The sequence below is a fragment of the Oceanobacter sp. ABM4_470 genome, assembly GCF_056158645.1.
Window position 1 is genome coordinate 1,918,733 of sequence record NZ_JBSWTR010000001.1, and the last position, 20,815, is coordinate 1,939,547.

16 protein-coding genes are annotated in these 20,815 nt (G+C 55.9%); 2 read left to right on the plus strand and 14 right to left on the minus strand.

Annotation, left to right across the window (positions count from 1 at the left end):
• Window positions 1-70: 70 nt before the first annotated feature.
• The 10 genes from ACXADJ_RS08365 to ACXADJ_RS08410 all read right to left on the minus strand — a co-directional run bounded on the left by ACXADJ_RS08365 (window position 71) and on the right by ACXADJ_RS08410 (window position 11,320).
• On the minus strand, window positions 71-1,054 hold the full coding sequence (locus tag ACXADJ_RS08365) for a DctP family TRAP transporter solute-binding subunit (protein ID WP_475064727.1): 984 nt from the start codon (window positions 1,052-1,054) through the stop codon (window positions 71-73).
• Window positions 1,055-1,273: 219 nt separating this feature from the next.
• Window positions 1,274-2,512, minus strand: a complete 1,239-nt coding sequence (gene flgL, locus ACXADJ_RS08370) for a flagellar hook-associated protein FlgL (RefSeq protein WP_028292574.1) — start codon at window positions 2,510-2,512, stop codon at window positions 1,274-1,276.
• Between the two features lie 29 nt (window positions 2,513-2,541).
• Window positions 2,542-5,520 (minus strand): flagellar hook-associated protein FlgK, encoded by a 2,979-nt coding sequence (flgK, locus tag ACXADJ_RS08375; RefSeq protein WP_475064729.1) that lies wholly within the window; start codon window positions 5,518-5,520, stop codon window positions 2,542-2,544.
• Between the two features lie 4 nt (window positions 5,521-5,524).
• Window positions 5,525-6,727 carry a flagellar assembly peptidoglycan hydrolase FlgJ gene (gene flgJ, locus ACXADJ_RS08380; protein ID WP_475064731.1) on the minus strand — a complete coding sequence of 401 codons (1,203 nt, stop codon included), beginning with the start codon at window positions 6,725-6,727 and terminating at the stop codon, window positions 5,525-5,527.
• 94 nt (window positions 6,728-6,821) lie between these two features.
• The gene (locus ACXADJ_RS08385; RefSeq protein WP_475064733.1) at window positions 6,822-7,211 is read right to left on the minus strand and encodes a carboxymuconolactone decarboxylase family protein; all 390 of its coding nucleotides are present in this window, start codon (window positions 7,209-7,211) and stop codon (window positions 6,822-6,824) included.
• A gap of 131 nt (window positions 7,212-7,342) precedes the next feature.
• On the minus strand, window positions 7,343-7,675 hold the full coding sequence (locus ACXADJ_RS08390) for a hypothetical protein (RefSeq protein WP_475064737.1): 333 nt from the start codon (window positions 7,673-7,675) through the stop codon (window positions 7,343-7,345).
• 9 nt (window positions 7,676-7,684) lie between these two features.
• Complete coding sequence (locus tag ACXADJ_RS08395; RefSeq protein ID WP_245582613.1) at window positions 7,685-8,725, minus strand: flagellar basal body P-ring protein FlgI; 1,041 nt, start codon at window positions 8,723-8,725, stop codon at window positions 7,685-7,687.
• Between the two features lie 250 nt (window positions 8,726-8,975).
• The gene (gene flgH / locus ACXADJ_RS08400) at window positions 8,976-9,746 is read right to left on the minus strand and encodes a flagellar basal body L-ring protein FlgH (RefSeq protein ID WP_475064739.1); all 771 of its coding nucleotides are present in this window, start codon (window positions 9,744-9,746) and stop codon (window positions 8,976-8,978) included.
• Window positions 9,747-9,762: 16 nt separating this feature from the next.
• On the minus strand, window positions 9,763-10,548 hold the full coding sequence (gene flgG / locus ACXADJ_RS08405; protein WP_475064741.1) for a flagellar basal-body rod protein FlgG: 786 nt from the start codon (window positions 10,546-10,548) through the stop codon (window positions 9,763-9,765).
• A 25-nt stretch (window positions 10,549-10,573) separates the two neighbouring features.
• Window positions 10,574-11,320 carry a flagellar basal body rod protein FlgF gene (locus ACXADJ_RS08410; protein ID WP_475064744.1) on the minus strand — a complete coding sequence of 249 codons (747 nt, stop codon included), beginning with the start codon at window positions 11,318-11,320 and terminating at the stop codon, window positions 10,574-10,576.
• 387 nt (window positions 11,321-11,707) lie between these two features.
• Here ACXADJ_RS08410 and amt point away from each other — a divergent pair, with 387 nt between their 5' ends.
• Together amt and ACXADJ_RS08420 are read left to right on the plus strand one after the other, a co-directional pair.
• Window positions 11,708-14,008, plus strand: coding sequence for an ammonium transporter (gene amt / locus ACXADJ_RS08415; protein WP_475064746.1), 2,301 nt, complete (start codon window positions 11,708-11,710; stop codon window positions 14,006-14,008).
• 44 nt (window positions 14,009-14,052) lie between these two features.
• Window positions 14,053-14,826, plus strand: a complete 774-nt coding sequence (locus ACXADJ_RS08420) for an SDR family NAD(P)-dependent oxidoreductase (RefSeq protein WP_475064748.1) — start codon at window positions 14,053-14,055, stop codon at window positions 14,824-14,826.
• 96 nt (window positions 14,827-14,922) lie between these two features.
• Here the strand turns inward: ACXADJ_RS08420 and ACXADJ_RS08425 are convergent, their stop codons facing one another.
• The 4 genes from ACXADJ_RS08425 to flgC all read right to left on the minus strand — a co-directional run bounded on the left by ACXADJ_RS08425 (window position 14,923) and on the right by flgC (window position 20,814).
• Window positions 14,923-15,444: a GNAT family N-acetyltransferase gene (locus ACXADJ_RS08425; protein ID WP_475064751.1), complete on the minus strand. Its 522-nt coding sequence runs from the start codon at window positions 15,442-15,444 to the stop codon at window positions 14,923-14,925.
• A 489-nt stretch (window positions 15,445-15,933) separates the two neighbouring features.
• Window positions 15,934-19,536 carry a flagellar hook-basal body complex protein gene (locus ACXADJ_RS08430; protein ID WP_475064753.1) on the minus strand — a complete coding sequence of 1,201 codons (3,603 nt, stop codon included), beginning with the start codon at window positions 19,534-19,536 and terminating at the stop codon, window positions 15,934-15,936.
• Window positions 19,537-19,565: 29 nt separating this feature from the next.
• Entirely contained in the window at window positions 19,566-20,357 is a 792-nt protein-coding gene (locus ACXADJ_RS08435) for a flagellar hook assembly protein FlgD (RefSeq protein ID WP_475064755.1), read from the minus strand.
• Window positions 20,358-20,367: 10 nt separating this feature from the next.
• The gene (gene flgC, locus ACXADJ_RS08440; protein WP_028292586.1) at window positions 20,368-20,814 is read right to left on the minus strand and encodes a flagellar basal body rod protein FlgC; all 447 of its coding nucleotides are present in this window, start codon (window positions 20,812-20,814) and stop codon (window positions 20,368-20,370) included.
• Window position 20,815 lies beyond the last annotated feature (1 nt).

Here is a 20,815-nt window from a genome sequence, read left to right on the forward strand (position 1 = left end):
GTGAGGTGCAGATGCCCGGGGCCTTCAGCCCCGGGCATCTCAGAAGGGTTGTTACTGCGGGAATGGCTAATTACTGGTTATACGACTTGGCTGCCAGAATCAGGTCCGGGCCAATTTCATTGGCAAACTGTTGCCATACGGGTGCCATCGCCAGTTCCCACGCGGCGCGTTCCTGATCACTCAGGGTCACAATTTCACTGGTGCCAGAATCAATCACCGATTGGCGGTTTGCGTCGTTGTTGGTCGCAGCCACCTGGTTACCAAAGGTAATGGATTCCGCCATAATCTGGTCCAGTTCAACACGAATGTCCGCTGGCAGGTTCTGCCAGAATTCCGCAGAGGTAATCACCATGTAGTCCAGCAAGCCGTGGTTGCTTTCGGTGATGTACTTCTGGTGGCGATGCAGGTGGGCACTGTAAATGTTCGACCAGGTGTTCTCCTGACCATTCACCTTACCCCGTGCCAGCATATTGAAGACATCCGGGAAGGCGGCTTTCACCCCTTCCGCACCCAGCACTTCAAACTGCGCCTTGATCACTTCGGAAGACATGATGCGGAAACGTTTGCCATTGGCGTCTTCCGGTACTCGCAACGGGTCATTGGCCGACATTTGTTTCATGCCGTTGTGCAGGTAGCCAAGGCCCAATACACCTTGGTCAACGGTGGCTTGCAGCAGCGCCTTGCCCTGCGGGGAATTCTGGAAGCGGTCCACTGCGGCCATGTCCTTGAACAGGAACGGCAGGTCGAACACCTGCAGTTTTGGCGTCAGACGCTTGAGCTTGGACAATGCAGGGGCAGCCAGTTCCAGCTTGCCTTCCTGCAACGCAGACACTACCTCGGAGTCCAGGTACATCAGCGAGCGGGGGTAAATTTTGACTTCCACACGCCCTTTCAGGCGTTCTTCCACCAGCTTTTTGAAGTGTTTGGCCATCTGGCCCTTTGGCGCTTTGCCAGACACTGTGTGGGAAAAGCGAATCTGGATGGGATCAGCGTGTACCGTAACGGCACACAGAGAGACAATAACCGACGTCAGCACGGCAATAGCCAGCTTCATAGGAGACTCCTGATTATTATTAGAATTATTTTTTATTCAGGGGGCCAAGTGTCTGACTTTGGTCGTAATACAGCAAGTACTTTTAGCGAAAAATGGTACGAATGCACTGTTAAACAGTTACATCCGTAATTCAATCTCTCTCTTTTGGTGCTTTCCCCTTAAAATGGGTGGAAAACCACCCACCATTTCATTGGGAAACTGGCCCGATTTTTGGCCAGATTACAGTTTGTTAAACAGACTCAGATTACTGATCACGGTGTAGCTTTGCTGTGCGGCTTCCAGCAAGGTCGACTCCAACGTCATTCGGCTGACCGCCTCAGCCAGGTCAGCATCCCGCAAATCCGACAGTGCCTCCTGATTGGCCAGTTTCATGTCCGCCGTCATCAGTTCGGTGTTTTCAATGGTGTTCAGACGCGCACCAATTTTACTTTGGGTGCTGGATACCACCGCCAAAGCGGCATCGAGGTTGTTGAGCGTATCTTCGATCAGATTATCGAGTGTCGCCTGATCCTCAGAGCCGTTGGTCAGCGTGTTCAATGCCTCAGTAAACCGGAAGATGGTGTCGGTGATGCTTTGCTTGGGGGTCGACTCAGCAATCACCTGATCACCGGGCTCGGGCACGCCGCTGATTTGCAAGGTCACGCCGTTGATGTTCAGTTCGGCCCCTTCGTCGTAGACCTGATTTTCCAAACCATTGATGACTCGGCCGTCCGATGCCCGGGTGACAGTGTAGTTAGTCGCTGCCGGGTCAACCGCCGAGTCGGCGTTGAACGTAATCACAATGTCGTCCGGGTAGAACTCGGCAAAGGCTTCGTCATCGGTAATGAATCCGGCGCTGACACTGGTTGTTCCCGTATTCAGTGGGCTGGTGGTGGTGGTGAAGGTTGGCGCTGCCGATGGAATATCAACAAACAGGTCGATACCGGAATCGCCAGTGGCCACCGTGGTGGAACTGCCAACGGCGACAAAGCGCTGGCCGTCGTCACCTTCGTAGCTGTAGCGGCCATTGGCATTTTGTACGAAAGGCGCTTCGCCCCCCTGAAACCCGGCAAAAATGTATTCGCCAGTGGCATCCTTGGTGTTAAACAGTTCCACCAGTGCCTCTTCAATTTGTTCAACCTCTGCGGCGATGGCCTCGCGGTCGGTCTGAGCCAACACGCCACTCCCCGCCTGCACGGTCAATTCTCGCAAACGGTCGTAATAGTCGGTCACCGCCGACAGCGTGCTTTCTTCCAGTTCCAGCCGGTTGGTGGCTGAAATCATGTTGTTTTCAAACTGTTCGGTCAGGGCCAGCTGCTGCTCAATTTGCAGGATTCGGGCAGCGGCAATCGGATCGTCGGCGGCCGTATTCACCCGCACACCGGAAGACACCTGCTGTTGGGTTTTGGTCAGGGCTTCCTGATTGCTGAGCATATTGGCCAGCCCGTTACGGTGAATTTGCAAGGTTGATACACGCATGGTGCTTCCTCTTTAAAACGATCGGACTATCAGCCGATGGTCGAAATCAGGGTATCGAACATGTCCCGCGCCACCTGGATCACCTGGGCGTTGGCGTTGTAGGCCAGCTCGTACTGAATCAGGGCCGCCGCTTCTTCGTCGAGGTTAACGCCGCTGATGCTGCTGACGGCGTCGCGAGAGGCGGCCAAAATCACTTCGGCCGATTCCATGTTGCTTTGGGCACGGGCTGTAACCGAGCCCACTTGCTCGACCAGCGAGGAGTAGGATTCGGTCAGTGTGCTGGTGCCGTTGATCAAGTCAGCCGACTGGAACGCAAGCATGGCGACACCATTGCGGCTGTCGGTAATGGCGTCGGTGTTGTTGCCAATGGTGAATTCATCTCCCGCAACCACCGAGCCAGAGATTTCTACCGTGATACCCATGTCACTGGACACAAAGCCAAGGTCAGCGGCAAACAGGTTGTTACCGCGGCCAACGTTTTCGATACTGACGCCTTCATCAGCGGTGATGGTCACCTGACCACCCAACGTCACCTTGGTTGAGCCGTGAATGCCGGTGCCGCTCATTTCCAGCCGCGATTGAAAGCTGATGTCGCCACGTTCATCGATGGACACATCCACAGTGCCATTACTGAGGTAGTCGGTTTCTTCAATGGCGGCTTCGATGGCGGCAATCATGTCGTCGGCGGTGGCGTAGTTTTCGCTCAGTTCAATCTGGAAGGTGCCCTGTCCTTCTACCTCGAACTCCCAGCTGTAAGGACCGCCTTCGGTAAAGTCGAAGCCTTCGTAGACATTAAGAGCGCGGTACGGTGAGTTGCCGGTGCTGGTCAGGGCAATGTCCTGGCCGTTGCTGACATCCACGGTGTCGGTCGCATCACCGCTGATTTCAATGGTCAGGTCTTCGCCGTTGATGGCCGTGATGGTCACCACTTCGCCATCGGATACCGCCGTGATGCCCATGCCCTGCAACTCCAGATTGCTGTTGATGCGATCGGCAATGAATTCGGGCGTCATCGGGTTGGGGACTTCTTCCGGGTAGTCCTCGCTGTATTTGGTTTGGCCGTACGGCAAGGTGTCGGTCAATTCAATGCCATTGAGGCTGACGCCCATGCCAAGGAAGTCGTCATCGTCGTTAAAATTGGCCAGCTGCAAGGTGGTTTGGGCGCTGGCTTCGACACCGCTGTAATAACTCAACTGCTCGGCAATCTCCTTGGCCGAGGTGTTGGCGCTGATATTCAGCTGCGGTTGTTCGGTCACCACACCGGTCGCAGCGTTGGTGGTGGTGATGGCAAACATCTGGCTGTTGAAGCCATTACCCGGAGTCACTTCCGCCGCTGGCGACGGTGCCTGATAAGTGGCCGCGACGGGCAGCTCGTCCAGATAGCTGGTGGCAATGGTCTGCGTGGTCGACCCGAGGTTGATGGTATTGGCCACACCCGGCACGTATTTCTGGTTGGAAATCGGTGGCTCCAGCGCGACTGGATTGGCCGGGTCGGAATTGTCCAGCACCTCATAGGTGGTGGCCGAGGTGAATCGAATCAGCAGCTCAGGTTCCAGTTCGCCATCGTCGTTAAAGGCATGGGTATCCAATGAGCTGACAACACCCGCCGTAATTTCAGCATCACCCTGATTACCATAGGACGCCGCCGTCATAATGGGGGACGCCATGGCAATTTGCTCGGCCAGTTGCAGCTCGACCTCCATATTGGTGGCTTCGTTGCGGGTCGGCATAATCTGAAAACTGTCGCCTTGCTGGAAGCTGCCTGCCTCCAGCCGAATTTCCAGACCGTCCATTTCAATCACGGCGGGCAGGTCGCCGTCGTAGGCCCCTTTCACCACCTGTTCGCCCGTCATGTTGTCGGTGATGGTGTAGTTGAAATCGGTCGGGCCATTAAAAGACAAGGTGTAATCAGAGGTTCCCAGAGCGCCGGCGTCAGTAATGTAAACCGACACCTCACGGTCGTCCGGGTTGGCGTTTTCATTGGAGCCAAACACTCGTTGGGACACCGCGGTATCGCTGTTGATGTCCTGAAAGAAGCTGATGCCGAGGTCGCCGTTGTAATCCAGGCCCAGCGCTTGCTGCTCGTTGAACTGCTCAGCAATCACCAGCGACAGCTTGCCCAGCGAGTTCAGCGCCGGGTCGAGAATTTCGTTGCGAAAAGCGACCGATGCCCCCAGCGTTCCACCGCTGAGGTTGTCGGTCACTTCCGTTACCTGATCGCTGTTTTGCAGATACAGCGCATAGCGAGTTGGATCGGACTCACCGACATTGGCATAGACCTCGTTGTAGATATTGCCGATCACCAGCGGCTGACCATCACCGATGTACACATTGACCTGGGAATTGCCCTGATCCGCTACGGTGACGTCCACCAGCTCGGACAATTGGGTAATCAGCTGGTCGCGCTGGTCCAGCAAACTGTTGGGCTGTTCCCCCTGGGAAGTGCCTACGGCAAAAGCGATGTCTTCGTTCAGTTCGGCAATGGTGTTGGCCAATTGGGTGATATCAGCGGCCATCACCTCTATTTGTCCATTCAATACTTCGTTGATGGCGTACAACTGGTCGGTTACCACCGAAAAGCGGTCGGTCAGGGCTTCCGCCTCTGACAGCAAAACTTCACGAGTCGATATCGAGCTGGGGTCATCGACCACCGCCTGCAACGCCTCGAACATGGATTCCATGGCAGGCTGCACGCCGGTAGACGAATCGGCCAGCAGGCCATCGATTTGGCCTGCGTAGTTGGCCAGGGTTTCGTAGTAATTGAAGTCCGAGGTATCCGTCCACACCTGTTCGGTGAGGTACTCGTCGTAAATCCGCGACACGGTTTCCAGCGTTACGCCGGTGCCTTGCCAGTTGCCGCTGAGGTATTGGCTGTTGCTGGTCTCAAAGCTGACGGCCTGGCGGCTGTAGCCCTCGGTTGTGGCGTTGGAAATGTTGTTACCAGTTACTGCCAGTGCCGTTTGGTGGGCCTTGAGGCCGGATACCGCAATATTGAGAATATCCGCCATGGCCTCAGTCCTCTTTCACATCAGTCTGAGGCTGTGCCCGATCGGCCTGAGGCAGTTCAACCGACTGGCTATCCGTCTCTACAGCAGCACCGTGAATGGCAGCACCGTGAATGGCAGCGCTGCGGGCAATGCGTTCAATCTTGTTGCCATACTCAGGGTCGGTGGCGTAGCCCGCCTGTTGCAAGGCATGGCCGTAGTCGTCGGCACCCAGCCCCTGCCCGATGGCATCCTGATAACGGCTATTGCCCGACAGGAAGTCGGCGTAGTCGCGCAGGCCGTCTTCCAGCGAAGCGTATGAACGGAAGCTGGCGGTCTCATTCACCCGAACGCCCTGACGGTATTCGTGGGTCATGACGTCAACCGAGTCACCTTGCCAACGGCTGTCGGCCTTGATGCCAAAGAAGTTAAAGCTGTTGCGGCCAGCGTCATCGGCAATCATGTGTTTGCCCCAACCGGTTTCCAGTGCGGCCTGGGCCACAATGGCGCGCGGATCAACACCCAGCTCCGCGCCAACAACTTCAGCATGCGGATACAAAGCGGCAACGAATGCTTCCGGGGTGGCAAACTGCTGCCCTTTGCTGCCGCTACCAGTGGCGGCCAAAGCAGTGCTTTCAGCGCTATCCGAAGATGCTATTTCCGGACTGGATACAGGTGATTGTGGGTTTGATACAGGTGGCTCGGCGGTAACCGATTCAGACTCGGCAAGCGACTCCGACAAGGCTTGCTGTTGCAGCACTTCGTCAACCTGCTCAATGGCTTGGTTCAGTGGTATTGAAGAAACCCGACGGTCCCACAAGGTGCTTTGGTCAATGGCGATGTCCCGTTCATCAACATCGCCGTAGTTTTGTTTCAGCTGACGGTAAATCACATCCGCCAGCCCAGTGCCACCAACGCTTTTACCTGTCCCGGAAGCCGCACCGTTGCTGGTGCCAGTCAGTTCCAGCGCCATCTGGTTGTCGTACATGCCCTGATAGAAATCCATCTCCGGAGAGCTGAACATGGAGTCTTCCGTAAACACCGCGTTGGCCTGCCGCATCGAGCTCATCATCATGTTCATGAACATGGACTCGAACTGCTGGGCGACTTTCATCAAAGCGGCGTTTTTATCGTCCTTTCCCAGCGCGCGAATGTCTTGCAGGCTGTTAAGGTCGGTATATACGTCGCTGGCTTGAGCGCGGGTGCCGGAAATCTGACTGCTGACCGTCATGGCCATCTCCAAATCAGGGTGGTTTACCCTGATTCAGCAAGATGCTTGCCAGATTGCTGGAATTTTGAGCGTTACTCTGAAAGGCGGAGGCGACTTATTGGTCGTCGAAGGTTTCTTCACCCAGAATCTCGGCCGCCGCCCGAAAGGCTTCCTGCGCCGCCGGTGCACCGCAGTACGGCAAGCTATGAAGCAACACCTCACGGATTTCTGCTGGGCTACAGCCGTTGTTTAACGCGCCGCGGATATGGCCTTTCAGCTCGGTTGGCGCTCGCAAGGCTGCCAGCATGGCGATGGTAACCAACGACCGGACGTTGCGCGGCAGTACGCCGTCACGCTGCCAGGTCGAGCCCCAGGCGTGTTCGTTGATCCAGTCTTGCAGCGGTTCTGTTAGAGGAATGGTGTTGTCCTTGGCTTTCTGAACAAAGGCTTCGCCCATGACTTCGGTACGAACCTTGAGGCCGTTGATCTTGTCCTGTTCTGACATCAGGCTTCTCCATGCGGATAGGAATCCTTAACCTAGCAACAATCAGGAAAAGTGCCTATCGGTCAAAAGCAGGATTTGGGCAGCAAATTGGGTAATGGGGTTAGCGGAAGGCGGCGTGCTGTATAAAGGAATCAGTGTTTACCAACCGCATGGTAGGCGCGTACCTGGGTGTGTTTTTTGGTTTGACTGGCCAGACTGCCCTGCTCGGATTTTAACTGCGCCACCAGCGCTCGTTCTTCGGCCAGAATTTGCTCCAACACTGCCTGATTGTGCTGGGTCAAATTGATAACGCCATTGATCGCTTCAAACCAGCTGCGCAGGCGTATGTCGCGTTCTTGCAACCGCTCTTGTACCCCTTTTTTTACCCCCTGCTTGATCAGCGACTGAATCTCCAGCGACATCAGTCGGATGTGTTCAAATTCAGCTTCCAGCTGGCTCAGGGTCATGTCCTTGGTGGCAGTCATAGTCTGTTCTCATATTACGATCAGTTCGGCTTTCAGGGCACCGGCTTGCTTCATGGCTTCAAGAATAGCCATTAAATCACCGGGAGCTGCGCCAATTTCGTTAACCGCTTTAATGATGTCATCCAATGTCACACCCGGACCGAACTTGAACATCCGGCTTTCGCCACCGTCGTCAATTTCGATGTTGGTTTCGGGTACCACTACGGTGTCACCGTCGGCCAATGGATTGGGCTGGGCTACCTGAAAATCTTCGTTGATGGTTACCGTCATGCTGCCGTGGGTAACGGCAACCGGGTCGATTCTGACGTGCTGGCCCATCACAATGGTACCGGTGCGGGAATTGATGATGACCTTGGCGCGCTCTTCGCCGGTTTCAATTTCCAGGTTTTCAATAATGGAAAGATAGGCCACTCGCTGGCTGGTATCACGTGGGGCACTGACACGAACGGAAGTAGCGTCCAGCGCCTCGGCGGTGCCCGGCCCCAACAGATCATTGATCTTGTCGACCATATAACGGGCGGTGGTGAAATCCGGCTGGTCGAGGTTAAACACCAGACTGTCGCCACGGGCGAAACTGTTTGGCACCGACTGCTCTACCGATGCTCCATTGGGAATACGCCCCACACTGGGCACATTAATGGTAACGCTGGAGCCATCATTGCCATCGACCCCAAGTCCCCCGACCACCAGATTCCCCTGGGCAACGGCGTAGACGTTGTTGTCCGCACCGCGCAATGGCGTAAACAGCAGCTGGCCACCGCGCAGGCTGCCGGCATTGCCCAAAGAAGAGACAGTCACGTCGACCCGCTGGCCGGGTTTTGCAAACGGCGGCAGTTCAGCAGTGACCGACACGGCGGCGACGTTCTTGAGTTTGGGGTCAGTACCTTCCGGCAAGGTGATGCCGAACTGCGACATCATGTTGGTGAAAGTTTGAGTGGTGAATGGCGCCTTGTCACCGGTGCCATCCAGACCCACCACCAGACCGTAGCCCACCAGCTGATTGCTGCGCACGCCGGAAATGCTGGTGATGTCCTTGATGCGTTCGGCCATCACCACAGGGGCGAGTAACACCGAAGCAATCAGCAACAGTACCAAAGCCTGACCTTTGGCCAAAAACCGATCCCAGGTACTGCTGTTACCAGTGTGGCTGGTGGTGATACGGGCGCTTACGTTTTTCATGTCACTACCTCAAAGCTGTCGTTCGCCTTGAAAACCAGCATACGTGCTGCGGCCAGCCAACTCTGTTGAAAAGGCTTGTTGTTGCGTAACCGGCTGCGTAACCGGCTGTAGGTGGTCGCCATCAGAATGGCCACCAGGGAGAGTTCAGAATCTTGTCGCCCCAGCCCTGCTTGGTGGAGTTGTTCAAATTGCCACGGCCACCAAAGGAGATTCGCGCATCTGCAACCTTGCTGGACGACACCGTGTTGTCCGGGGTGATGTCTTGCGGGCGTATCAGACCCGCAATACGAATGTACTCATCCCCTTCAGACAGGGTCAGCCATTTTTCACCACGAATACGGAGGATGCCGTTGGGCAAAACTTCTGCCACCGACACACTGATCTGACCGGACAAACTGTTGGAGCGGTCGGCTTCGCCAGTGCCGCTAAACGTACGGTCACTGTTGGTTTCGATACCCAGATTGAGGTTCTTCCAGCCCGGTGTTACCCCCAAAATAGTGCCCGCACCAACGCTGTTGGAGGACGACTTGTCGGAGCTGGTTTCGGCCGATTTGCTGGACTGATACGACTCTTCAAAAATCACCGTAATGATGTCGCCAACCCGACGAGCCTGTTGATCCAGATACAAGCCATTGGAATACGCTGCCTGATACAAGGAACCCGACGCCGTTGGTGGTGGCTGCAAGGTATCGGCCGATACCGGCGCGTAATCCGGGTCGTTCATGACGACATCCTGTTCCATCGGCACCGAGGTACAGCCGACGACCGCCGCCAACATGGCACACACCAGCAAAGGCTTACCGGCAGCGGCAAATTCGGTTTGGACTGGCAGATCCTTGCCGCTTTCCGGTTGTTGGTCAGACGTGCTGTTGGGGTAGCTAACGGGCGTCATAACTTACTCCGCTCTATCAGGTGTTCTGGTTGAGGAACTGCAACATTTCATCCGCCGCAGACACCACTTTAGAGTTCATTTCGTAGGCGCGCTGAACCGTGATCATCTTCACCAGCTCTTCCACCACTTCGACGTTGGAATTTTCCAAAGCGCCCTGTTCCAGCGTGCCGAAGCCATCCTCACTGGGAATACCAGCAACCGGTGCACCACTGGATGCGGTTTCCAGGAACAGGTTGCCACCGGTGGCCAGTAGGCCTGCCGGGTTAATGAAATCGATGGTTTCTATCTGGCCCAGATCAACCGGCGTTGGGTCCCCTTGAATGGAGGCCTGCACAATGCCGTCACGACTGATCATGACTTCATTGGCCTGATCCGGAATGGTGATTTGTGGCTCCAATGGATAGCCGTTTACATTCACCATCACCCCTTCGTCGTTGAGGTGGAACGTACCGTCACGGGTGTAGGCAATGTTGCCGTCCGGCATGGCGATCTGGAAAAAGCCGCGACCGTTGATCGCCACATCCAGCGTCTGGTCGGTCAGTTCCAGCGAGCCGGTGGTAAACACCTTCTGGGTGCCCGCAGTACGAACACCGGTACCCAGCTGCAAGCCCGATGGCAAGCGGCTGTCGGCGGAGCTGTTGGCCCCGGGCTGGCGGTCAATCTGGTACAACAGGTCTTCAAACACCGGGCGGTCTTTCTTGAAGCCGGTGGTGGCGACGTTGGCCAGGTTGTTGGAAACGGTGGTCAGCGCCAGATCCTGAGCTTCAAGGCCGGTCTTGCTGATCCAGAGTGCATTCATCATGGTGGCTTACCTCTCAGACCTGACGTTATTGGCTTTGCAGCAACTGGGTGGTTGCGGCGGTATTTTCATCGACGCGCTTCATCAGCTTTACCTGCATTTCGTACTGACGATTGAGCGCAATCAGATCGGTTAACTCGGACACCGCGTTGACGTTACTGCCTTCCAGAAAGCCGTTCACCAACGATATGTTAGGGTCAAAGTCGGCTGGGCCAACGCCTGCTTCTCGGAACCGGAACAGGCCATCTTCGCCTTTTTCCAGATCCTGGGAATCGGGGTTCACCAGCTTCAGCTGCACCGGCTCTGCCACGCCCACCGGCTGCTCGCCCGCGGGCTGGATGGTAATGATGCCCGCCCGGCTGACTTCAATTTGAGTAAACGGCGGCAGTACTACAGGGCCGCCGTCGCCAATCAACTGATCGCCCTGGCCATTCAGCAGACGGCCATTGGGATCAACACTGAGATCACCCGCACGGGTATAGGCTTCCTGACCATCAGGGCCAACAACGGCGAACCAGCCTTGATGCTCAATCGAGACATCCATACGGCGGCCGGTTTCGATCAACGGCCCCTGACGAAAATCACTGGCCGGGCTTTCCACCATGGCGTAGGCACGGGTGGGAAAATGCTCACCAAATACCCCCATGGCACGGCTTTGGCTGTAGTCTGAACGGAACCCGGTGGTGCTGGCATTGGCCAAATTGTTGGCATGGGATGCCTGCCCCAAGGTGTTTTGACGAGCCCCTGACATGGCAATGTAGAGCGCTCTATCCATACTTCCTCCCGCTGGGGCACTGCCCCGTATTCGTCACAGCCAACGGACTGCGTCAGCTTTTGTAAGAACACAGCAGCCTTTGTGCCAGAATCACTTTATTCATATTTTTCAAAGGGTTAGAAGAATTACAGACTTTGGACGCAGCGAGATTGTCAAATTGGCGGCAGCGAATTGCCGCCAGTCGAGCTAATAAATTGACGCCGTACCGAACCTGACCCGGCTCTTTTTAAAGCAAAGCAGGGCGTTCAATGGGTCAGTAAAGAACTCTCTGAATAAAAGTGTGTTATCGCGCGCTGCTCATATCAGTTTGGAATATCCAGTTGCGGCCAGCGGGACCAGAGAGAAACCCGACTAGGCTTGAAGGACTACTGAACTCTCGGGATTCGTATGGCAACTCATTCCTATTCCAAACGCTGTCAACTACCTCGCGCGCTGAGCCTGCTAATGATCGGCAGCCTGATACCCGGCATCGCCTCGGCCAACCCGGCTAATATCGTCGCCGGCGATGTGCAAGGAATGCTGGATATGACCTGGGTGATTCTGGCAGCGGGACTGGTGTTTTTTATGCAGGCCGGTTTCACCATGCTGGAATCCGGCATGGTGCGGGCCAAAAACAGCTACAACGTCGCGATTAAAAACATCAGCGACTTTACCACCGCCGTACTGACGTTCTGGTTGATTGGCTTTGCCTTGATGTTTGGCCCCAGTATCAACGGCTGGCTGGGCGGTGACGGCTGGATGGGCAGTTTGCTCTCAACCCCGGCGGATTACGCCTTCTTCCTGTTCCAATCCATGTTTGTCGGAACGGCCGCCACCATTGTTGCCGGTGCGGTCGCCGAGCGTATGAAGTTCAATGCCTACATCATTATCAGCGTCGCCATTTCCATTGTTATTTACCCCGTGTCCGGCCACTGGATTTGGGGCAGCGCCCTGACAGAAGGGCAACCGGGCTGGCTTGAGGCCAAAGGATTTATGGACTTTGCCGGTTCTACCGTGGTGCATTCTGTTGGCGGCTGGGTGGCATTGGCCGGGATTATTGCCCTTGGCGCACGGCGTGGACGTTTTGACGACGACGGCAAACCGCTGGATATTCCGGGCCACAATTTGCTGATTTCTACCGTCGGCGTCTTCATCCTCTGGTTCGGCTGGTTTGGTTTCAACGGTGGCAGCACGCTGGCAGCGGATGCCAGTGTTGCCGTTATCGTGTTGAATACCGTGTTGGCCGGTGCCGCGGGTGGCATAACCGCGCTGCTGTTGTCGTGGCTTACCGGTCGCGGCATTGTCTCGGTGGAACGGTCGCTGAACGGCATTCTTGGCGGTCTGGTTGGCATTACGGCCGGTTGTGCCTTTGTAGAACCCAACAATGCCATCTGGATTGGTTTGATTGGCGGTGTAGTGGTATTCGTTGCGGAATACTGCCTGTTGCAATACGCCAAACTCGATGACCCGGTGGGCGCGGTTGCGGTCCACGGTTTTGGCGGCGTGTGGGGCACGCTGGCATTGGCTCTGTTTGCCGAGCCGGAAGTATTAAACCACAGCCGCGGCGAGCAACTGATGGTACAGCTAAGCGGTGTGGTAAGCGTGTTTCTATGGGCGTTTTTCTCGGGGCTGGTGTGTTTCTGGTTACTGCGCCAGCTACACGATCTGCGCGTCAGCAAAGAGCACGAAGAGATCGGTTTGAATGTCGCCGAGCACGGTGCCCGCACCGTCTGGCTGGATACCATGAAAACCATGCAGGAAATCGTCGCCACTGGCGATCTGACCCGCCGGGCGGAAGCCGAGCCTGCAACCGAGGCAGGTGAAACCGCGATGGCCTTCAACCATATGCTGGACAGCTTTCAGCAAAGCGTTAAGCGTATGGCGACGTCAGCCAGTGCCGTTGCCCAGCAAAGCCAGCAGCTGAACAGTGCCGTGAGCCACAACCGCAATAACTGCAACCAACAACTGCAACTGGTCGGCAACGTTCAGCAACGCATGGACGAGGTGCTGCAATGCGCCAGAGAAACCCTGCAATCGGCTGAAGACGGCACGGCAACCGCAGGGGCCACCCGCGACGATGCCCAACAAGGGGTACAACAGGTACAGGCCCTGACCGATGCCGTTAATGCCCTGTCGGCCAACCTGCAAGCGGCTTCCGAACGTGCCAATGAGGTCGCGGGCAAAACCCGTGGTATCAGCGAAGTGGTCTCACTGATCAATGAGATTGCCGAGCAAACCAATCTGCTGGCGCTCAATGCCGCCATCGAAGCAGCTCGGGCCGGTGAGCAAGGGCGTGGCTTTGCCGTAGTAGCAGACGAAGTACGAGGTCTGGCCAATCGCACCCAGAAAGCCACCGAAAGTATTCAGTCGGAAATCGAACAGCTGCAACAGGAAGCTGCCGCCTCGGCAACCGAGCTACGCCGCTATTCGGAAGACGCCAGTCAAAATGCCGACCAATCGCGCCAGAGCATGGCTTCGTTACAAGGGCTGATAACCGCCGTCGACAGCATCACTCGTCTGAACCAGCTAATTTCGCAAGCCGCCAACCGCCAGGCCAATTTGTCTGATGAGATGAGTTCGTTGATTACCCACGTGAGTGCGTTAAGTTCAGACACCGACAAACACACACAAGCACTGGATGATACCAGCCTGTCGATGGACAATAGTGCAGCCAACCTGCAGGCTGTGGTCAGCCGCTACCGGGTTTAGGGGCTATATTTCGGCTCCAGCCCCTTCACACTGGAGCACGCATTATGTCCCCGAATTCTGCCTCAACCACCGTGGTGATTGCCGGTGCCAGCAGCGCCATTGGTCAGCAGATTTTTCGCACGCTGGCGGTGATGCCCGATGTCCACATCATCACCCTGTCACGGGACGAGTCACCACAAGCCCGTGCACCACAAGCCCGTGCACCACAGGCCGATGCCAACATGGCAGCCAGCCACCAGCATCTGACGGTCGATCTATCGGACAAACGCTGTCTCGAACAGCTGTCCGGTTTGTGGCAATCCGTCGGGTGTCCCAACCGGGTGTACCATTGCAGCGGTGTGCTGCATGACGACAACCACCGGCCTGAAAAATCGATTCGGGAATTTGACGCCGACTGGCTGATGCAATCGGTGAGCAGCAATCTGGTGACCCACGCCCATCTGGCGCAGAGCCTTCATAGCCACATAAACCGCAAGACGGAGTTTCGCTGGATCTCGCTGTCGGCCAAGGTGGGAAGTATTTCAGACAATGGGCTCGGCGGCTGGTACAGCTACCGAATGACCAAAGCCGCCCTGAACATGCTGATTTGTAATCTGGATATTGAATGGCGTCGCAAGAACCCGGCGGCCCGGGTTTGCGCGGTTCATCCCGGCACGACCGACACACCGCTGAGCAAGCCGTTTCAGGAGGGTATTGCCGAGGGCAAGCTCTATTCCGTAGAGCAAACTGCCGAGCGCATGATGACGATTATGGAAAACCTGACCGAACAACAGTCCGGCAAGCTGTTGTTTTGGGATGGCAGCCTGCTGCCTTTTTAAACAAGCGCCTTTCTAAACAGGGCCTTTTTAAATAACCATCGTCTTAAACAAGCAAGCCTTCAGGCCGGTGCCTTGGGAAGCTCTGCCAATCTGGGATTACAAATTGGTGTAATCCAGGTGTTTTTGCCAAAACAACGCGTGACCGTTTTCCGGGTCCAGCTCGTAGCCTTCAAATCCGAATTTACGATAGGCATTTTTCGCGACTTCGTTACCGGAAAGAACCTCCAGAGTCACCTTGCAGCAGCCCAGCTCAATAGCTTCCATCTCGGCCGCTTGCAGCAATTTCTGACTCAACTGCAAACCACGAAACGCTGACTTCACCGCAATGTCGTGAATGTTCATCAACGGCTTGGCCTTGAAGGTGGAAAACGCCAGAAAGGCATTCAGCAAACCGGCAGGCTGATCGTCCACGTAGGCAATCCAGCTGTGTGCGTACGGCACGGCCGCCAAGCGTTGTGGCAATGTACGTTGTACTTCTATCGACAACGGCTCTCCCCCGCCCATAGGATCACGCGCGTAAGCGTCCAACAGATCGACCAGCTGCTGGCCATGCTGCGGGTTGCGATAATCAACCTTAACGATGTCGATGCGGCGTTGTTGCGGGGATTCGTTAGCCATGGTTCGCTCCGTTGAAGCTCAAGGGGGAGCCTCTAGACTAACGCGTATAAGGGTAGCGGAGAAGAGCAGCGATCTATCTGTGGTCTGCTACTCGTCCCCTCTTTTCTAATCAAAACCCATGAGCCCTGTCTGACTTATGGGTAGAGCGGTTATGGGGACATCTATTTAATCCGGTGCTCACTCTGGGCTACCGGGTGGTTTCGAATCACGAAGCCGACTTGCAGGCCTGACGGGTCAAGTCAAAAGTCGGCGACACAGAGTCGAGATCATCCGGCAGCCCCCGCAGGGCGCGGGTTGCCGCCGCCCAGTGCGGTGTTGACGAACTTGAAAAGACTCGACCGGACAGGTTCGTCATTTCGCTGCATTCGTCGCCTTGCACTGAACAATGGCAACACTCGCGCACGACTGCATGGATGCAGGAGGTAGGGCGAAGCAGGAGGCCCGAGCCGAGAGCCGTGCAGGATTAAATAGATGTCCCCTTATAGATAATCAGATGTTGATGATGGCCTGAGTTACCTGGTCAGACGTTTCAATGGTTTTGGCATTGGCCTGGAAGTTACGCTGAGCAATGATCAACTGCACCAGTTCCTCCGACAAATCGACATTGGAATCTTCCAGCGCGGATGACTGAATCTGCCCCAAAGACGCCGTATTCGGCTCGCCAATGGTCGGCACACCAGACGAGTAAGACTCCGCCCATGCCGTGTCACCTACTTTGGTCAAACCTTCCGGATTGGTGAAGTTGGCCAACGCCACCTGCCCCAGAGTCTCAGACTGACCATTGGTGAACTGGGCGAAGATAATGCCGTCGTCATCAATTTGCAGGCCACTCAAACGACCGGTGGTGTAACCGTTCTGATCCACTTCGTTAACCGCAAAATCAGAACCATACAAGGTGGTGCCTTCCAGGCTGATCTGAAAGTTGGAGCTGTTCGCCGGTGTGGTCAGCGGTAAACCGCCTTCCAACACATTCATTGAGCCGATGGCACCGTTACGGTCGCCGTTGCTGTCCAGTGGGTCCCAGTTGGTGATGTACATTTCACCGATGGCATCTTCATCGATGGTGCCATCCTGATTGAAGTAGAGATCGAAGCTGGCCATGGTGGCTTGCTGGTTGGCCGGGTAATCCAGCGTCGAATCCGGATCACCCACGTTCTGTCCATCCACGGTTACGTACATGACCCACTGGGAGTCGGACGATTCGTCGGTGGCGGGTTCCCGCACGAAGTACTGGGTCATCACATGGTCGTTACCCTGACTGTCGTAGATGGTCACCGAGGTGGAATGGTTATAGGTGCCAGAATCGTTCGGATCGAAGGTGTTCAGCGCGTATTCGGTGTATTCAGAAGCATTGAGGGTGCCAAAAATACCCGATACCGATGGCGTCGGATTCGACAGGTTATAGCCTTCGTTGAGTACGATATTCACGGTGCCGCCAATGGTGGCCGCCGAGGCCGCACCGGCGCTACCGCCCAGTACCTGCGGGCCAGTGGTGGACGAGCCCACAATCACCAGCGAGTCGGTATCGGTACTGGAAGAAATCTCGATATCAATATCGCGGCCTGTGGCACTGTTGATGACCAGATCGCCGTCGGCGTTGATTTCCGCGGTGAAGCCCGGCAGCGAGGTATCGGTGTATTCGTTGATTTCTTCAGCCAGGTCTTCCAGCGAAGTTGACGTTAATTGCTGACCATTGAGGGTAATGGTCATGTCGTTGCCCGGGCTGTTGTAACCCGCCGCTGTCAGGGTGGCGGTGGAGGTTGCCGAGGCAGTAACCCCTGGCTCATCGTTCAGCAAGGCGACGATTTCATTGGCAGCACTGTACTCCGGAATGGTAATGATGCTTTCTTCCCCTTCCGGATTGGTCAGGGTCACCATGGTTTCCGGGTAGCCGTTGTTAACGCCTTCAATACCTTCAACCATCAGGGTGTCGTCACTGGCGTCGACTTGCAGCAAGGCAAACAATTCGGCGTCGGTAATGTCACCGCCGGAGGCGTTAATGTTGGTGATGCTGATGGTCGAGGCTTCGCCCGCGTCTGTGGCGCGCAGTTCCAGCTGATACTGGATTGGCGTCGTCGCAGGCTCTACTTCCACGGCGTAGGCTTGTACGCCAATGTAGCTGTCGGAATCCTGGCTGTTCAACTGGGCATTAATGGCCGAAGCCAACTCCTGCACCGAGCTGATTTCCTGATCCAGCGAGATCAGTACAGAACCGGAACGACCTTCTTCATCCGGCTGCGGCACGGTCAGATTAATACGGAAGCTGTTGCTGCGGTCGATGGCATCGGTACCGGCCACGGCATACAGGCTGTCAAAGCCCAGCTCAGTAACGGCCTGAGGCTCCGTACCGGTAGCGGTAATATCAATGCCCTCACCGGAGCCGGTCACCAGATTGGTAAACACCAACTGACCGCCCACTGCTTCAACGCTGACGTTGTCAGCCAGACCGTTGGAGCCAATTACCAGATCAAACTGCTGCTGAATGGCGTTGGCCAGATCATCCAGATCGGCATAGGTATTTGGCGGAATGGTTATCGTGTATGGGCCAGCGGTGTTACCGGTGGTACTGGTCACTTCAATCTGGAATTCGTTATTGGCATCAACCGGCGCTTCACCACCGTCGTAGCGGTTTGAGGTAGAAAAGCCGAGGTCGGTCAGGTTCAGGCCATTCGAGGTGGCAGTGTTATCCGCCAGCTGTACGTAATCACCTTCGGTTGCCGGAGCCTGAGCCTGGAAGGAAATAAAGCCGCTGCTGTTCACCACGTTCACATCGGGTGTGGCGCTTTGAGCAGCGATTTGGGTATTGATTTCTGCCACCAGCTCAGCGGTTGTCACATTGGCATAGTCGGCTGGTGCAGCGGAGGCCCAGCTGGCTTCGGACAGGTTGATGTTGTAAGTGGAGCCGTTACCGGTGGCAATAGTGAACGCCAGCACGTTGCCGTTGGCGGTACTCAAATCCTGAGCACCGATGATGCTACCAGCAGTCAATTCCGCCAGTTCACCGGCGTCGCTGGCAACAATATTCAGCGGCGGAGTGGCCGTGGTACGGGTTGTTGTTGAAGTACCCGGGGTGTTCGACAAGTCAATGGTCAGTGGCGTGTCACCAACAAACAGCAGGCTGCCCTGGGTACCGGCACTGACTGCCCCGCTGGCACCGAAGGCGGCATCAAATGCAGCCGTGTTTGAAAGAGTAAACGCGCTACCATCGGTTGCGGCGTAGCCCGCACGAGTAATCACCAGCTCACCGCCTGTACCCTGGCTGGCAGTAAATTGCTGGGAGCCAAAGGCATCATCCAGAGCCCCTTGCACATCACTGAGAATATCCGCCACGGAGCCACCGGCTGCAACGCCGTCCAGCGTGATGGTTTGGGCACCAGAGCCGTCACCCACATCAATATCCATGCTGATGGCGCCATAACCGGCCGCTGCAACCGTAGTGAGGTCGGTGGCAAAACCCACCCGTGCGGCAGTACCAGCGGTCATCGGCTGACCGGCGCTGGACAAGGTGGTGAAGGTCGATTCAGGAATACCTGCGTCAACTGCGCCAATCGCCAGACCGGTGGTATCTACTGTGGTGCCCAGTTCCTGCAAAATCGGTTCACTGGCGTCGAGGTTAACTTCCAACTGTACGTCGCTGGTTAACTGTGGGGACTGACTGGTAACGTCGATTTGAAGGTCTTGCAGTACCCCGGCAATTTCACCGTTTTCGTCGGCCAAAAAGCCTTGCAGCACCGCACCGTTATTAGCAGTGACATAGCCATCGGCATCGAGGTTGTACGCCCCCGAACGGGTGTAAGTTTGCGAGCCGTTGTCGTTCAATACAAAGAAGCCGTTGCCATCGATGGCGAGGTCCAGTGTGTTGTCGGTGGCACTGATGCTGCCCTGGGTGAACTCTTGCGCCACATCCGCAACCGATACACCGCTACCCACTGCCGCACTGCCACTGCCCAGCAGTGAGTTGGTGTAGACGTCGCCAAACTCCGCTCGCGATTCCTTGAAGCCGGTGGTGCTGGCGTTGGCGATGTTGTTACCGGTGACCGACAGGTCGGTAGACGCCGCGTTAATACCGCTCAAACCAATGTTAAAAGCCATGACGAATTCCTCTTGATACCTGTCGTGCGTTAGTCTTCGAGAACCTGGCTGATATCAGACATGCTGGCTGTCTGACCGCCGGTCAAATTAAGGGTAACGGTGCCGCTGGAAGCCAACGTCACGCTCTCTACCCGGGTACTCATGCTCATATCAACCTGTTCGGTTGTGCCGTCGATGGTGCCCGTCAGTACAAACTGATACTCACCGGCCTCGTAAGGCACCAGCTGCGGGTTGCCGTCGTCGTCCAGAATCAGTTCGCCGTTGTCATCGGTCAGATATTCGTCCCGGTTCAGGGCACTGCTGTTCAGCTCATCGCCATCGACGCTGAGGTTAAGGCCATCCCACTCCACCGATAGAGCGCCAGAGGCGTGCGTGCCGATGTCATACTGTTCCAGTAACTGACCGCTGCTGTCGTACACCGCAAGGCTCAGGTCGGTGGCACTTTCTTCCAACTCGGTATAGCCATTCAGGGTGCCGCCGTCGCGCAGCACACCGGTGGTGTTGCCATCAACGATCACCGACTGACCAACCATGCTGGAGGCCTGCAAGGCAGAGAAAGACGAGAACTCGGACGAAATGGTCTCAACCGTGGTGTTGAGGTTGTCGATGCCCTCAACCGTTGAAAACTGCGCCAGCTGTGCCACAAACGCCTGGTTGTCCATTGGGTCGAGCGGGTTCTGGTTGTTCAACTGAGCAACCATCAGCTCCAGAAAGGCGTCCTGTCCCAGTTCGTTATCGGAGGTACCCGTACCGGAATCGGTCGAAGCCTTGTACTGATCCAGTACCGAAGACGAGGTGGTCGTTGTATCAATGGTGGACATGAAAACCTCCTTACTGGCCCAGCGTCAGCGTACGGGTAAGCATTTGCTTGGCAGTTTTCATCACCTCGACGTTCATTTGGTAGCTGCGGGAAGACGACATCATGTCGGTCATTTCCTCTACCACGTTGACGTTGGGGTAATAGACATAACCGTCTTCGTTAGCCATCGGGTGATCCGGTTGGAAGCGGGCTTGCAGTGGTGAGTCTTTCTCGACAATACCCAGCACTTGCACCCCAACGCCGATACCGTCGTCCATGCCACTGAATTGGCCGTCTTCGTTCAGCTTCAGCTCTTCCTGCTGCATTACCGCAAACCAGGGCTTGCGAGCGCGGTAGGTTTCGTCCACCGAGCTGGAGGCACTTTCCGCGTTAGCCAGGTTGGAAGCCGTGGTATTCAAACGCACCGACTGGGCACTCATGCCAGAACCGGCGATATCAAACACATTGGTTAATGACATG

What these genes read in the sequence shown, in the direction of transcription:
- ACXADJ_RS08365 (WP_475064727.1), bottom strand. Translation starts at nt 1,054, where the DNA reads ATGAAGCTGGCTATTGCCGTGCTGACGTCGGTTATTGTCTCTCTGTGT.
- flgL (WP_028292574.1), bottom strand. Translation starts at nt 2,512, where the DNA reads ATGCGTGTATCAACCTTGCAAATTCACCGTAACGGGCTGGCCAATATG.
- flgK (WP_475064729.1), bottom strand. Translation starts at nt 5,520, where the DNA reads ATGGCGGATATTCTCAATATTGCGGTATCCGGCCTCAAGGCCCACCAA.
- flgJ (WP_475064731.1), bottom strand. Translation starts at nt 6,727, where the DNA reads ATGACGGTCAGCAGTCAGATTTCCGGCACCCGCGCTCAAGCCAGCGAC.
- ACXADJ_RS08385 (WP_475064733.1), bottom strand. Translation starts at nt 7,211, where the DNA reads ATGTCAGAACAGGACAAGATCAACGGCCTCAAGGTTCGTACCGAAGTC.
- ACXADJ_RS08390 (WP_475064737.1), bottom strand. Translation starts at nt 7,675, where the DNA reads ATGACTGCCACCAAGGACATGACCCTGAGCCAGCTGGAAGCTGAATTT.
- ACXADJ_RS08395 (WP_245582613.1), bottom strand. Translation starts at nt 8,725, where the DNA reads ATGGCCGAACGCATCAAGGACATCACCAGCATTTCCGGCGTGCGCAGC.
- flgH (WP_475064739.1), bottom strand. Translation starts at nt 9,746, where the DNA reads ATGACGCCCGTTAGCTACCCCAACAGCACGTCTGACCAACAACCGGAA.
- flgG (WP_475064741.1), bottom strand. Translation starts at nt 10,548, where the DNA reads ATGATGAATGCACTCTGGATCAGCAAGACCGGCCTTGAAGCTCAGGAT.
- ACXADJ_RS08410 (WP_475064744.1), bottom strand. Translation starts at nt 11,320, where the DNA reads ATGGATAGAGCGCTCTACATTGCCATGTCAGGGGCTCGTCAAAACACC.
- amt (WP_475064746.1), top strand. Translation starts at nt 11,708, where the DNA reads ATGGCAACTCATTCCTATTCCAAACGCTGTCAACTACCTCGCGCGCTG.
- ACXADJ_RS08420 (WP_475064748.1), top strand. Translation starts at nt 14,053, where the DNA reads ATGTCCCCGAATTCTGCCTCAACCACCGTGGTGATTGCCGGTGCCAGC.
- ACXADJ_RS08425 (WP_475064751.1), bottom strand. Translation starts at nt 15,444, where the DNA reads ATGGCTAACGAATCCCCGCAACAACGCCGCATCGACATCGTTAAGGTT.
- ACXADJ_RS08430 (WP_475064753.1), bottom strand. Translation starts at nt 19,536, where the DNA reads ATGGCTTTTAACATTGGTTTGAGCGGTATTAACGCGGCGTCTACCGAC.
- ACXADJ_RS08435 (WP_475064755.1), bottom strand. Translation starts at nt 20,357, where the DNA reads ATGTCCACCATTGATACAACGACCACCTCGTCTTCGGTACTGGATCAG.
- flgC (WP_028292586.1), bottom strand. Translation starts at nt 20,814, where the DNA reads ATGTCATTAACCAATGTGTTTGATATCGCCGGTTCTGGCATGAGTGCC.